This window comes from Rhizobium sp. WSM1328, from assembly GCF_057653715.1.
In genome coordinates this window covers 3,271,940-3,284,447 of record NZ_CM172788.1, presented here as the reverse complement: position 1 = coordinate 3,284,447, position 12,508 = coordinate 3,271,940, and the positions used below count along the sequence as shown (strand labels likewise).

Below are 12,508 nucleotides of genomic sequence, written 5' to 3'. Positions count from 1 at the left end.
CACAAGGGGGGAGATCGGCAGGAGGGTAGCGCCTCGCTCCGTGTTAGCTCTGCAGCGAACGGAACGGCGATCCTTGTTTGGGGAAGCCGGTGCAGCATATCGATCTCCCCCCTTGTGGGGGAGATGCCCGGTAGGGCAGAGGGGGGTGGCCCCAGGGCGCACGCTCCCGCTCCTCATGCGTGCCCCGTCCTCAACCCTTCGCGGACGCGGTGGGCAATCTCTAGGAACTCGGGGGTTTCGCGGATGTCGAGCGGGCGTTCGGCCGGCAGGGTCGAGTCGATCACATCGGTCACGCGGCCCGGGCGTGGAGACATGACCACGATCTTGGTCGAGAGGTAGACCGCCTCGGGGATGGAATGAGTGACGAAGCAGATCGTCTTGTTGGTGCGGGTCCAGAGTTTCAGCAGCTCTTCGTTCAGATGGTCGCGGACGATCTCGTCCAGGGCGCCGAAGGGCTCGTCCATCAGCAGCAGGTCGGCGTCGAAGGCGAGCGCTCGGGCGATCGAGGCGCGCTGCTGCATGCCGCCGGATAGCTGCCAGGGGAATTTCTTCTCGAAGCCCGAAAGACTGACGAGATCGAGCGCTTCGGCGATGCGCCGCGTCCGGTCAGCGCCGGAATACCCCATGATCTCCAAGGGCAGGGCGATGTTGTTTTCGATGGTGCGCCAGGGATAGAGCGCCGGCGCCTGGAAGACATAGCCGTAGGCGCGGGCCTTGCGCGCCTCCTCCGGTGTCATGCCGTTAATCGAGATCTCGCCCGAGGTGCTCTTCTCGAGATCGGCGATGACACGCAGGAAGGTGGTCTTGCCGCAGCCCGACGGGCCGATGAAAGAGACGAAATCGCCCTTGCGGACATCGAGATTGACATTGCTCAGTGCGTTCACCGGGCCATCGTTGGCCTGGTAGGTGAGACAGAGATCCTTGGCGGATACGACGGAGGGTGCTTGCATCAATGCGACCAGTCTTGTTTTCGCCGCGGGAACGCGGTTTGCGTGCTATTATTACCGCCGGTTTTATCGACGACACACTCCATGGAGGATGAGGATGGACGTGACATCAAAGCCCACCTGCCATATCGTTCGCCCCAATCATGCCTATGACGGCAAGCAGGGGCTGAGCTATTTCGCAGGCATCGCCGCCGAAACGGTCGGCGCCAAGGGCATCTGCATGCATCTGTTGACGATCCCGCCCGGCGTGCGCGCCAAGGCGCATCTGCACGAGGCGCACGAGACGGCGATCTACATGCTCTCCGGCGAGGCGCATACCTGGTACGGAGACGAACTGGAACATCACGTCATCGTCCATGCCGGCGAGTTGTTCTATATCCCAGCGGGTGTGCCACACCTGCCGGCGAACCTCAGCAGCACGCCGTGCACGGCGATCATCGCGCGCACCGATCCGAACGAGCAGGAAAGCGTCGTGCTTCTGCCGGAGTTGGACGCTTTGGTGCCGGCGTGAGGTCATTGGCATAGAGGCAGCGGTCCTCGGTTGATGGCCGTATCGTCATACGCCATCGTCATACGCCGCTTGCCGGAATGCCGCTACGCGTCACCTTGCGCGGTGCAGTGATATCCTTCCACTGGGAAAGCGCCTTGCTGACAGCCGTGACCGGCTCGCGCCTGACGAATTCGCCGTGACCCTCGCGGGTCTTGATCGCACCTTCCTCGATCGCGACGACGCCGCGCGTCAGCGTATAGCGCGGCAGGCCGGTCACTTCCTTGCCTTCGAAGACGTTGTAGTCGATCGCCGACTGCTGGGCCTTGGACGAAATGGTCTTGGAACGTTGCGGGTCCCAGACGACGATGTCAGCGTCGGCGCCGACAAGGATCGCGCCCTTCTTCGGATAGATGTTGAGGATCTTGGCGATGTTGGTTGAAGTGACGGCGACGAATTCGTTCATCGTCAGCCGGCCGGTGTTGACACCATGCGTCCAGAGCATCGGCATACGGTCTTCGAGGCCGCCGGTGCCGTTCGGGATCTTGGTGAAGTCGCCGACGCCAAAACGCTTCTGCGCCGTGGTGAAGGCGCAATGGTCGGTGGCGACGACCTGCAGCGAGCCGGAGGCAAGACCTGCCCAGAGCGAATCCTGATGCTGCTTGTTGCGGAAAGGCGGCGACATCACCCGGCGGGCCGCATGATCCCAGTCGGGATTCGAATATTCGCTCTCGTCGAGCGTCAGGTGCTGGATCAGCGGTTCGCCATAGACACGCATGCCCTTTGCGCGGGCGCGGCGGATCGCCTCGTGGGCCTGTTCGCAGGAGGTGTGGACGATATAAACAGGACAGCCGGCCATGTCGGCGATCATGATGGCGCGGTTGGTGGCCTCACCCTCGACTTCCGCCGGGCGGGAGTAGGCATGCGCCTCGGGGCCGTTATTGCCCTCGGCAAGCAGCTTTGCCGACATCGAGGCGACGACGTCGCCATTTTCGGCATGGACGAGCGGCAGGGCGCCGAGTTCGGCGCAGCGTTGGAACGACGCGAACATCTCGTCATCGTCCACCATCAGCGCGCCCTTGTAGGCCATGAAGTGTTTGAAGGTGTTGATGCCCTTGTCGCGGACGATGGTCTCCATCTCCTTGAAGACCTGCTCGCTCCACCAGGTGACCGCCATGTGGAAGGAATAGTCGCAATTGGCGCGGGTCGATTTGTTGTCCCACATGGTCAGCGCCTCGAGCAGCGACTGGCCGGGGGCGGGCAGGGCGAAATCGACCACCATGGTCGTGCCGCCGGAAAGGGCGGCGCGCGTGCCGCTTTCGAAATCGTCGGAGGAATAAGTACCCATGAAGGGCATTTCGAGGTGGGTGTGCGGATCGATACCGCCGGGCATTACATAACAGCCGGTCGCATCCAGCGTCTCGTCGCCCGAGAGGTTCGGACCAATCTCGATGATCTTGCCGCCGTCGATTTTCACGTCAGCCTTATAGGTCAGGTCGGCGGTGACGATGGTGCCGTTCTTGATGACTGTGGTCATGATCATATCCTCAATCGTAAAACGCTAAAGCCAGGACTGCGCCGCGGCCCTTTTCAGTGCGGCGCCAATTCACGAACGCTGCGCATTCCATCAGGTCGACCCACTGTTGCGGCGCTGCATCCTTGAAATGCAGATAGTTGTTGATCCGAACGGTCAGAGCTTTTCCTGGCTCGATGGTCAGTTTCGACATCCCAGCATCGGGGTCGTCGAGACAGCTCATACAGTCGATCCAGGCGTCCATGTTGCGACCGTAGAAGTCAGGAAAGCCGAACGTCTCGGCGAAGCTGTCATGAAATTTATCATGCCCGACCAGTCGAGTGCCATCCAAGACGACCACCGCTTCGGTTGCGCTCACACCACGATCTCCGCCGTTTCCACCACGGCATGAAATAGCACATCGGCTCCCGCCATCGCCCATTCCTTGGAGATCTCTTCCGCCTCATTGTGCGAGAGCCCGCCGACGCAGGGGCACATGACCATCGTTGCCGGTGCGACCTTGGCGGCCCAGCAGGCGTCGTGGCCGGCGCCGGAGATGATGTTCATGTGGCTGTAGCCGAGTCGCTCGGCGGCATCGCGCACCGACGTGACCAGTTCCGGATCGAAGGTGATCGGCTCGAAGTGGCCGATCGCCTCGATGGAACAGCCGACGCCGAGTGCGTCGGTGATCTCAGGCGCCTTCGCCTCGATCTTTGCCCGCATACGGTCGAGCTTCTCCTTGTCGGGCGAGCGGATGTCGACGGTGAAGACCACCTTGCCCGGCAGGACGTTGCGGGAATTCGGCGAGAAGAACACCTGTCCGACGCCGCCGACGGCGCCCGGCTGTTCGCCCATCGCCACGCCCTGGACCATTTCCAGGATGCGGGCCATGGCAAGGCCGGCATTGACACGCAGGTTCATCGGCGTCGAGCCGGTATGGGCTTCCTTGCCGATCAGCGTGAATTCCAGCCACCAGAGGCCCTGGCAATGGGTGACGACGCCGATCTGCTTTTCCTCGGCTTCGAGGATCGGTCCCTGCTCGATGTGATATTCGAAATAGGCGTGCATCTTGCGGGCGCCGACCTCTTCGTCGCCGACCCAACCGATACGCTTCAATTCGTCGCCGAACAGATTGCCCTCGGGGTCCCTGCGATTATAGGCAAAGTCCAGGCTGTGCACGCCGGCGAAGACGCCTGACGCCAGCATGGCGGGGGCAAAACGCGCGCCTTCCTCATTCGTCCAATTGGTCACGACGATCGGATGTTTGGTCTTGATGCCGAGATCGTTCATGGTGCGCACGACTTCGAGAGCCGCAAGTACGCCGAGCACACCGTCATATTTGCCGCCGGTCGGCTGGGTGTCGAGATGTGAGCCGACATAGACGGGCAAGGCATCGGGATCGGTGCCGGGGCGGGTGGCGAACATCGTGCCCATGCGGTCGACGCCCATGGTCAAACCGGCATCGTCGCACCATGTCTTGAAGAGGCTGCGCCCTTGCGCATCGGCATCCGTCAGCGTCTGGCGATTGTTGCCGCCTGCTATGCCGGGGCCGATCTTCGCCATGTCCATGAGACTGTCCCAGAGACGGTCGCCATTGACGCGCATGTTCTCGCCTGGTGCTGCCACCATTTTGTATGCCCTCACCTGTTTGCGGCAGTCATGCAAGGGGCATGCCTGCCTGTTCCCGTGGTCCGTTCCTGCGCCCCCTTATTGGTTTTGTCGAGCGCCGGAAAATCGCCAGTTGCCTTTGTTTTACATCTGACGGATAATTTGACCGATTGGTAAACATTACAACTTCCACCGCCGGGCTCAAGACGAAAATCACGAAAATCGCCGATAAAAATGCGGGTAGTTGCTCAAGGAAGCGGCGAGGGTCGTCCCCAACCAAAACTTGAGCGAAGAAGTTGAATTTCAAGGGGAAACGACAGCCTGTGACCATACCGAGAGCAGCGAAAACCCTGAGGCGGACGCGAATCCAGGAAGAGAAGGAAGAGCAGATCCTGGAAGCCGCGCTCGATGTGTTTTCGGCAAGCGGCTTTCGCGGTTCGACCATCGACCAGATTGCCGAAGTGGCCGGCATGTCGAAACCCAACCTGCTCTATTATTTCCGCACCAAGGAAGCCATGCACCGGGCGCTGATCGACCGGGTGCTCTACACCTGGCTGGAGCCGCTGCGGGCCTTCGACGCCGAAGGCAATCCGGAGGCGGAAATCCGCAGCTACATCCGCCGCAAGCTGGAGATGGCACGCGATTTTCCTCGCGAGAGCCGGCTTTTCGCCAACGAGGTGCTGCAGGGCGCGCCGCATATCGAGGACGAGCTGAAGGGACCGCTGAAGGAATTGGTCGACGAGAAGGCGGAGGTCATCCGCACCTGGGCGAAGTCAGGCAAGATCGTCAAATGCGATCCCTATCACCTGATCTTCTCCATCTGGTCGACGACGCAGCATTACGCGGATTTCGACGTCCAGGTGCGCGCGGTGCTGGGGCAGGAACATTCGGGCGAAGGGCGTTTCGAGGATGCGGCGCGGTTTCTGGAACAGCTCTTCATCGGCGGGCTGCGACCGGATCCTCTCGGAGGGTGAGGGTTTTACCCGCTCCTGCGAAGCTGTACCCGGGCAAGAATATCCGTCACGCCTTCCATCGTATAAGGCTTCTGCAGCACGGGTGCATCCGAGTGGCTGTTTGCCTGGGCGATGCCTTCCCCATACCCCGTGGCAAAAACGAAGGGCACGCCATCAGCTGCCAGCCGGTCGGCAATCCCGAAACTCGTCTCATCGCCAAGATTGACATCGAGAAGCGCCAGATCGAAGGACTGGCCGGCCAGGATTTCCATCGCCTCAGTGACACTTGGTGCCGTTGCGACGTCGGCGCCCAGGCGGCGCAGGATATCCTCCCCATCCATGGCGATGATCAGATTGTTTTCCACCAGCAGCACGTTCAGGCCGGAAAGCGGTTGATCGTCGGGATTGGTCTTGGGTTCGGTTGCTCCGATCGGAACCGGATTTGACCGTTCGCTGGTCGGGCCGACGACATGTCGCGCCGGAATGCAGAAATCGGCCTCGAGCCCATCCCTGAGGTAGCGGACCTCCGCCTTGCCGCCGAGGTCATAGGGGATCGAGCGGCGGATGATCGTCGAACCGAAGCCATGGCGGGTGGGTTCGATGACGGGCGGACCATGCTTTTCGCGCCAGCCAATGCGCAGATTGCCCTCGTCGTCGCGGTGCCAGCCAAGTTGGACCGTGCCGCTGCCGGTGCCGGAAAGGCTGCCATATTTGGCGCTGTTGGTCATCAGCTCGTGGAAGACAAGGGCGGCGGTGGAAAAGGCGTGCGGTTCCAGCAGTACATCCTCGCCGCCCATCTGGATGCGTTGCGCATTTTTCCCGAGATAGGCGGCGGTCTCTGCCAGCAGCAATTGCCGGAGCGAAGCAGGCGCCCAGTGATCGCGGGTGATCTGGTCATGGGCGCGGGCGAGCGACTGGATGCGGCCCTCGAGCTGGCGGATGTAGTCGCCAAGGCCGACCGACGTTGCCTGCGACTGCCGGATGATACCGGTGATAAGGCTCAATATGTTGCGGACGCGGTGGTTCAGCTCGGCAATCAGCAGTTCCTGGCGCTCGTTTGCCGTCTGGCGCGCCATACTGACCTCGTCGGTGAGGCGCAACACCACCTCGATCAATGTGACGCGGATCGTTTCGGCGACACGGCGCTCGGCCTCGGTGAAGGGGAGGGAGCGGCCGCGCACCAGTTCCGACCAGGCTTCGAAACTCTTGCGCGGCGTCAGCCGCGGGCCATTCGGACCGTATTCCACCGGCTTGTACGGATCGCCGCCCCAGCGAACTGTGCGCACTAATTCCTGACGGAAAAGCACCACATAATCGCGCGGCGAACGCGAGATCGGAATGGCGAGCATGCCTGCTACAGCATCGTCGACCTCAAGATCCAGATAGGTTTCCGCGAGCCTGTCCACGGCATAGATGCGGCCGGCGGCGTTGCGGTTGAGGTGGCGGACGAGGGCTGCGAAGCCTCTCTCATTCGGCCCGTTACCGGCAAGTGCCAGCCGGCCGTTGATCCAGACGCCGATCCCGTCGGCAGGAATGGCGTCGGCGAGCGCCTCGATCAGCCAGGCCGGATCGTCGAGCAGGCTCGCATTGTCTGCGACGGAGGTGAGAAGCCGGTCGGCAATGCGGCGCGCCTTGGTCTCGTAGTCGAGAGCCAGTCGCCGTTCGCGGCTTTCAAGGCGCGACGCAAACATCTGGCCGAAGAGTTCGGCAGTGGAGCGGCTTTGGGCCGAAGGCAGACGCGGGCCGTAGTGATGGCAGGCAAACAGGCCCCAGAGCCTACCGTCGACAACGATCGATATGGAGAGCGAAGCGCCAACGCCCATGTTTTTCAAATATTCGATGTGGATCGGCGAGACCGAACGCAAGACCGACATGGAGAGGTCGAGCGGCCGGCCGTGCTCATCGAGCGGCGGCAGGATCGGGACCGGGACGGCGTCGACATCAGCAATGATACGGAACAGGTTGCGCTGATAAAGCGCGCGCGCCTGTACCGGAATGTCGGAAGCCGGGTAGTGCAGCCCGAGGAACGATCCGATGCCGGCCCGGGCGGCTTCCGCCACGACTTCGCCGGAACCGCTTTCGTCGAAACGATAGACCATGACCCGATCGAAACCGGTAAGCGCCCGCGCTTGTCTTGCACCCTCACGGAAGAAAGCTTCCAGTGTTTCCGTGTGATCGAGGCGGGACATCATGCTGCGCATCGAGAGTGACGCGGCGTCGTGCCTGTCTTCCTGGCAGCGCTCGCCTTCGATGATGACCTGACCTCCGTTCAGGTGCACGGCAAGGTCGAACCTGTTTTGATCGGACGTCAGAGCAATGCCGAAAATGCGCTCGACGACGTCCGAACCGCGCAACGTGGTAAGCTTGTTGCGGATTGTGTGGAGTGCTTCGGGTGTAATCAGAGAGAGAACAGGACGGCCGATCGCGTTGGCCTCTGTCACTCCGATAAACTCCGCCAGATTTGCGGAGGCGCGCATGACAATCCAGTCTGAGGATGCGGCCAATAGAAAGCCGAAGGGCTGGACGGAGCCGAGCTGGTGGATCGGCTCACGGTCGCAATTGGTGAGATCGACCGGTTCGTGCGTGCCGTTCATGGGACGGCTTCCAATTCGACTTGCCCCGCTTTGAGGAAGAGATCGAAGACATCGCGGGCTGCGGCGACAGCCGCACCCGGATCGTCCACCTCGCTCGCGTCGAGACGATCCATGAAAAGCCGTATGGCGCCCTTCGGGCCTTGCGGGCTCAGATAGCTGCTGGGCAAGTGGTCGGGCACGGCCTTGGCGAGCAGCGCGCCGCCGAGCTTGGAGCCTTCAAGGACATAGGCGGCGCCCCAGACCGCTGCTTCGCAGCGCAATACCGGTTGCGGCAGCAGCACCGGCAATCGATCATCGAGTTCCCGGATGTCGGCAGCCAATAGATGCGCCCGCCTTCGTTCCGGCCAGTCCGGCAGCAGACGGCCGATTCCTCCATTCTCAAGCGCATGTTCGACTGATGGTACGACCCGGGCATGCGCGCGCAAGAAAGCCTTGTAATCCTGGATGCGTGAGAGGTCGAAACTGCCGAAGAGAGTGTCCACCGCGGTGTGGCAATCTGCAGTTTGTGCGCGGAGGGCGCTGCGAAGTGACATGCTGGCGTTTTTCCGAGTGATATGGCGGCCGCCCACAACGGACGGTGAATGAGCGGATATACTGCGGTATCGCGTTATTTCCAGAGAAAGCCGAAGAATAACATAGGTTTCTCGTCGCTCGCAGGCGCGGCGAGCGCTTCAGCCCATCATTGCCGGCAGTCTGGCGGCGAGCGTATCGATCGCGAGCCGCACCTTCGGCAGCATGACCGGGGAGCGCAGCCACACGGCATGGGCATCGAAGACATTGGCCGGTTCCTGCTTCAATACCTGAATGAGCCGGCCTGCCAGCACCTCCTCGCGGACCAGCCAGCATGGCAGCCAGGCAAGACCGCGTCCGGCGACGGCCGCATCGGAAATCGAAGCGAGGTCGTCGAGCCGCAGTCGCGCCTTTGGCACCAGCCGCCGCCCGGGATCGGCCGCAGTCGGAAATATCCAACCCTTGTCGTCATCGCCCCGCCTGTAGACGATGCCTTCATGCCGCGGAATATCGAACACCGTTTGCGGCTCGCCATGTTTTTCCAGATAGGCGGGCGATGCGCAGACGGTCATGCGCTGGCGGGCGATCGCCCGGGCCATCAGATCCGGATTGTCCTTCAACGGCCCGTTGCGAATGACAAGATCGAAGCCGTCTTCGAGCAGGTCGACGATACGGTCGTTGAAGGAAAGGTCGAGTTCGAGGTTCGGATGTTCATCGAGCAGGCGTGCGAGGGTCGGCGCGATGCAGTGGCGGCCGAAAAGCACGGGCATCGAGATGCGCAGCCGGCCGCGCACGTCACGCCGGCCGGATTCCAGCATGGCTTCCCCGAGGCGGATTTCCTCGACCGCCCGCAGGCAGCGCTCGTAGAAGAAGCGGCCTTCCTCGGTAAGGCTCTGCATGCGTGTCGTGCGGTTGAAGAGGCGCACGCCGAGACGCTGCTCCAGACGTGCGATCGTCTTGCCGACCGCCGAACGCGTGAGATGGAGCCGCTCGGCGGCAGCCGAAAAGCCACCTGCCTCGACGGCTTCGACAAAGATCGAGATACCCTTCAGCCGTTCCATTTGTTTCCTCTTTGGAACCATTTGGGAGAATTAATATCGCAACTGGTGCGAAATATTCAACGATATCCTTGTCCTCCCTGCAATGAACAAGGAGCAAGACAATGCAGACGACACGGCAATGGCAGATCGACGCGGTTGGACCGGAGCGCCAGCTGACGATCGGCGAGCGGAGGCTCGAACCGGTTTCGGGAAACAGGGTTCTGGTCCGGACGGAAGCCGTCTCGCTCAATTTCCGCGACCGGCTGGTGCTGGAGAGCGGCATGGGGTTGCCGCTGCAATTTCCCTTCGTGCCCGCTTCCGATATGGCAGGAGTCGTCGAGGCAGTCGGACCCGAGGTCAGCCGTTTCAAGCCGGGCGATCGTGTCATCTCGACGTTTTCGCCCGACTGGATCGACGGACGCGGCTTGGGCGATGCGCGCACGCCACCTTACAAGACGCGCGGCGGCTTCTATCCCGGCGTCCTCTCGCAATACACCGTGCTTTCCGAAGAATGGTATTCGCGTGCACCTGACACGCTCGACGCGGCGCAGGCGAGCACCTTACCCTGCGCCGGGCTGACTGCCTGGTTCGCGCTGATCGAACGCGGCGGTCTGAAGGCCGGCGACAAGGTTCTGGTGCAAGGCACCGGCGGTGTGGCGCTCTTCGGTCTGCAGATCGCCAAGGCGCATGGCGCGGAGGTCTTCATCACATCAGGTAGTGCCGAGAAGCTCGGCCGCGCCGTTGCCCTCGGCGCCGATCACGCGATCAACCGCCATGAGGGCGACTGGGTTGAGCAACTCTATCAGTTGACCGGCGGCTATGGCGCCGATCACGTGCTTGAGATCGTCGGCGGCCCGCATCTCGGCCAGGCGCTGAAGGCGGTGGCGATCAATGGCCGCATTTCCGTGATCGGCGTGCTCGAGGGTTTCGAGGTTTCCGGCCCGGCCGGCCCGCTGCTGCTCAAGGCGCCGGTTGTGCAGGGCATATCCGTCGGCCATCGCCGTGCGCTGGAAGACCTCGTGCGGGCAATCGACCAGACCGGGCTGAAGCCTGTGATCGACAAGCGTTATGCCTTCAACGAATTCCCTGAGGCGCTCGATCATCTCTATCGCGGGCCCTTCGGCAAGGTGGTCGTCGAGTTCTGACGGCGGCGAATTCCCGTCTCCCCGCCGTATAATTGTAAGGGGGAGACGGGAGGCCGATCAGGCGGCAGCGGGGACGCCCTGTTCGAAGGCGAAGCCTTCATCGGCCCAGCCGGTCATGCCGCCGATCAACAGCTTGGCCTGGAGGCCAAGACTGGCGAGGCGGAAGGCAGCCTTGTCGGCGCCGTTGCAATGCGGGCCGGCGCAATAGACGACGAACAGCGTATCGCTTGCCCATGTCGACATGCGGTGTGCCGTCATCTTGCCGTGCGGCAGGTTGATCGCTCCTGGAATATGGGATTCTGCGAAGAGCTGCGGCGAGCGCACATCGAGGAGAACGAAATCGACTTTGCCGGCCGCAAAGGCGGCATGCACGTCGGAGCAATCGGTTTCGAAGGCAAGCTTGGCGGCAAAGTGAGCGACAGCGGCATCCGGAGCTGCAGCAGGTATTTGGGAAACGGGGCTTAGCATCGGTCTTCCTTTTTCTGAAGTTGCCGCCTGGTATCGCCGATGCTAGAGCTTTACGAAATTGGCCATCATGACCGACAGCGTAAAGATCATGCCAAACTCATCGCCGCAGCAGACAAAAGGACCGCTGGTCGCCGCGCTTGCCTATGACGGGCTCTGCACCTTCGAATTCGGCATCGCCTACGAGGTCTTCGGCCTGCCACGCCCTGAGATGGGCGAAGGTTGGTATCGCTTCTCGGTCTGCGGTATCGAACCGGGTCCGCTTCGCGCAGCGGGAGGGCTGACGGTCGCAGTCGACAACGGACTGGAAGTGCTTGATGAGGCGGACCTGATTGTCGTGCCCGGCTGGCGGGCAATCGATGCGCCGGTGCCGGAACCTCTCGCCGCAGCGCTCAGGGCAGCGCATCAGCGCGGCGCGCGCGTCATGTCGCTCTGCTCGGGTGTTGCGGTTCTTGCCGGATCGGGGCTGCTTGCCAACCGCAGGGCGACGACACATTGGCGTTATGTCGCCTCGATCGCCGCGCGTTATCCCGATATCGCAGTCGATGCCGACGTTCTCTACATGGACGAGGGCAGCCTGCTGACGGCGGCGGGCAGTGCTGCCGGCATCGATCTCTGCCTGCATGTGGTGCGCGGCGACTTCGGTTCGGAGGCCGCAAACAGCGTCGCCCGCCGCCTCGTCGTGCCGCCGCACCGCGAAGGCGGACAGGCGCAGTTCATTCACGCGCCGGTTCCCGAGGAACGCGAGGGCATCCGCCTCGGGCCGCTGATCGAATGGATGCGCGAAAGCTTTTCCGAGGACCAGCCGATCAGCCTGCTTGCGAAAAGAGCCGGCATGAGCATGCGCACCTTCCAGCGGCGCTTCGAAGCGACGACGGGCCTCAGCGTCGGCGAATGGCTGCTGAAGGAGAGGCTGCGCCATGCTCGCGATCTGCTGGAGAAGGAACTTGCTGTTTCGCTCGATGACATCGCCGCCGCCAGCGGCTTTGGAACACTGGCGACCATGCGGCATCACTTTCGCAGGCGACTGGGGACGAGCCCGCATGCCTATCGGAAGTCATTCGGCGGTTAGAGCATCCCATGCTTGCATTTCCTTGCCATTTCACCTAAGTGGGCGCTCTCGATGTTTCTGGAAAGGGAGCGCCACGATGACGAATATCTCAGCACGCCCCGAGAGGGTTTCGGCTTAACTCGGCCAACGGGCCGATGAATGCCGGTTGAACATCGCCGTTTTGGCGATGAAAGA

12 protein-coding genes are annotated in these 12,508 nt (G+C 62.2%); 4 read left to right on the top strand and 8 right to left on the bottom strand.

Going from position 1 to position 12,508, the window contains the following annotated elements; translation table 11 throughout:
* Nucleotides 1–173: 173 nt before the first annotated feature.
* A complete protein-coding gene (locus tag AC2444_RS16650; protein WP_012758673.1) occupies nt 174–950 on the bottom strand; it encodes an ABC transporter ATP-binding protein in 777 nt (258 codons plus the stop codon).
* Between the two features lie 94 nt (nt 951–1,044).
* On the opposite strand from AC2444_RS16650, the gene AC2444_RS16645 reads away from it, so the two are divergent.
* Nucleotides 1,045–1,458: a cupin domain-containing protein gene (locus AC2444_RS16645; protein ID WP_012758672.1), complete on the top strand. Its 414-nt coding sequence runs from the start codon at nt 1,045–1,047 to the stop codon at nt 1,456–1,458.
* A gap of 58 nt (nt 1,459–1,516) precedes the next feature.
* Here AC2444_RS16645 and hydA read toward each other — a convergent pair whose 3' ends face one another.
* From hydA to AC2444_RS16630, 3 genes are read right to left on the bottom strand one after another with little or no spacing between them, the layout of a single operon-like run.
* Entirely contained in the window at nt 1,517–2,971 is a 1,455-nt protein-coding gene (gene hydA / locus AC2444_RS16640; protein WP_012758671.1) for a dihydropyrimidinase, read from the bottom strand.
* Between the two features lie 10 nt (nt 2,972–2,981).
* Nucleotides 2,982–3,326, bottom strand: a complete 345-nt coding sequence (locus AC2444_RS16635) for a barstar family protein (RefSeq protein WP_128449938.1) — start codon at nt 3,324–3,326, stop codon at nt 2,982–2,984.
* Nucleotides 3,323–4,576, bottom strand: coding sequence for a Zn-dependent hydrolase (locus AC2444_RS16630; protein ID WP_012758669.1), 1,254 nt, complete (start codon nt 4,574–4,576; stop codon nt 3,323–3,325). The genes AC2444_RS16635 and AC2444_RS16630 overlap by 4 nt, the downstream gene beginning before the upstream one ends.
* 275 nt (nt 4,577–4,851) lie before the next feature.
* On the opposite strand from AC2444_RS16630, the gene AC2444_RS16625 reads away from it, so the two are divergent.
* A complete protein-coding gene (locus tag AC2444_RS16625; RefSeq protein WP_012758668.1) occupies nt 4,852–5,529 on the top strand; it encodes a TetR family transcriptional regulator C-terminal domain-containing protein in 678 nt (225 codons plus the stop codon).
* A 5-nt stretch (nt 5,530–5,534) separates the two neighbouring features.
* Here the strand turns inward: AC2444_RS16625 and AC2444_RS16620 are convergent, their stop codons facing one another.
* From AC2444_RS16620 to AC2444_RS16610, 3 genes are all read right to left on the bottom strand, one after another.
* Complete coding sequence (locus AC2444_RS16620; protein ID WP_012758667.1) at nt 5,535–8,102, bottom strand: HWE histidine kinase domain-containing protein; 2,568 nt, start codon at nt 8,100–8,102, stop codon at nt 5,535–5,537.
* Nucleotides 8,099–8,635, bottom strand: a complete 537-nt coding sequence (locus AC2444_RS16615; RefSeq protein WP_012758666.1) for a biliverdin-producing heme oxygenase — start codon at nt 8,633–8,635, stop codon at nt 8,099–8,101. Before AC2444_RS16615 ends, AC2444_RS16620 begins: the two co-directional genes overlap by 4 nt.
* A gap of 138 nt (nt 8,636–8,773) precedes the next feature.
* Entirely contained in the window at nt 8,774–9,673 is a 900-nt protein-coding gene (locus AC2444_RS16610) for a LysR family transcriptional regulator (protein ID WP_012758665.1), read from the bottom strand.
* 101 nt (nt 9,674–9,774) lie between these two features.
* Between AC2444_RS16610 and AC2444_RS16605 the strand changes: the two genes are divergently transcribed.
* Nucleotides 9,775–10,797 (top strand): zinc-dependent alcohol dehydrogenase family protein, encoded by a 1,023-nt coding sequence (locus tag AC2444_RS16605; RefSeq protein ID WP_012758664.1) that lies wholly within the window; start codon nt 9,775–9,777, stop codon nt 10,795–10,797.
* 57 nt (nt 10,798–10,854) lie between these two features.
* On the opposite strand, the gene AC2444_RS16600 is transcribed toward AC2444_RS16605, so the two are convergent.
* Nucleotides 10,855–11,265, bottom strand: coding sequence for a rhodanese-like domain-containing protein (locus tag AC2444_RS16600; RefSeq protein ID WP_012758663.1), 411 nt, complete (start codon nt 11,263–11,265; stop codon nt 10,855–10,857).
* A 67-nt stretch (nt 11,266–11,332) separates the two neighbouring features.
* Between AC2444_RS16600 and ftrA the strand changes: the two genes are divergently transcribed.
* Nucleotides 11,333–12,334 (top strand): transcriptional regulator FtrA, encoded by a 1,002-nt coding sequence (gene ftrA / locus AC2444_RS16595; protein ID WP_012758662.1) that lies wholly within the window; start codon nt 11,333–11,335, stop codon nt 12,332–12,334.
* Nucleotides 12,335–12,508 lie beyond the last annotated feature (174 nt).

What these genes read in the sequence shown, in the direction of transcription:
- AC2444_RS16600 (WP_012758663.1), bottom strand. Translation starts at nt 11,265, where the DNA reads ATGCTAAGCCCCGTTTCCCAAATACCTGCTGCAGCTCCGGATGCCGCT.
- hydA (WP_012758671.1), bottom strand. Translation starts at nt 2,971, where the DNA reads ATGACCACAGTCATCAAGAACGGCACCATCGTCACCGCCGACCTGACC.
- AC2444_RS16620 (WP_012758667.1), bottom strand. Translation starts at nt 8,102, where the DNA reads ATGAACGGCACGCACGAACCGGTCGATCTCACCAATTGCGACCGTGAG.
- AC2444_RS16615 (WP_012758666.1), bottom strand. Translation starts at nt 8,635, where the DNA reads ATGTCACTTCGCAGCGCCCTCCGCGCACAAACTGCAGATTGCCACACC.
- AC2444_RS16650 (WP_012758673.1), bottom strand. Translation starts at nt 950, where the DNA reads ATGCAAGCACCCTCCGTCGTATCCGCCAAGGATCTCTGTCTCACCTAC.
- AC2444_RS16630 (WP_012758669.1), bottom strand. Translation starts at nt 4,576, where the DNA reads ATGGTGGCAGCACCAGGCGAGAACATGCGCGTCAATGGCGACCGTCTC.
- AC2444_RS16645 (WP_012758672.1), top strand. Translation starts at nt 1,045, where the DNA reads ATGGACGTGACATCAAAGCCCACCTGCCATATCGTTCGCCCCAATCAT.
- AC2444_RS16610 (WP_012758665.1), bottom strand. Translation starts at nt 9,673, where the DNA reads ATGGAACGGCTGAAGGGTATCTCGATCTTTGTCGAAGCCGTCGAGGCA.
- AC2444_RS16605 (WP_012758664.1), top strand. Translation starts at nt 9,775, where the DNA reads ATGCAGACGACACGGCAATGGCAGATCGACGCGGTTGGACCGGAGCGC.
- ftrA (WP_012758662.1), top strand. Translation starts at nt 11,333, where the DNA reads ATGACCGACAGCGTAAAGATCATGCCAAACTCATCGCCGCAGCAGACA.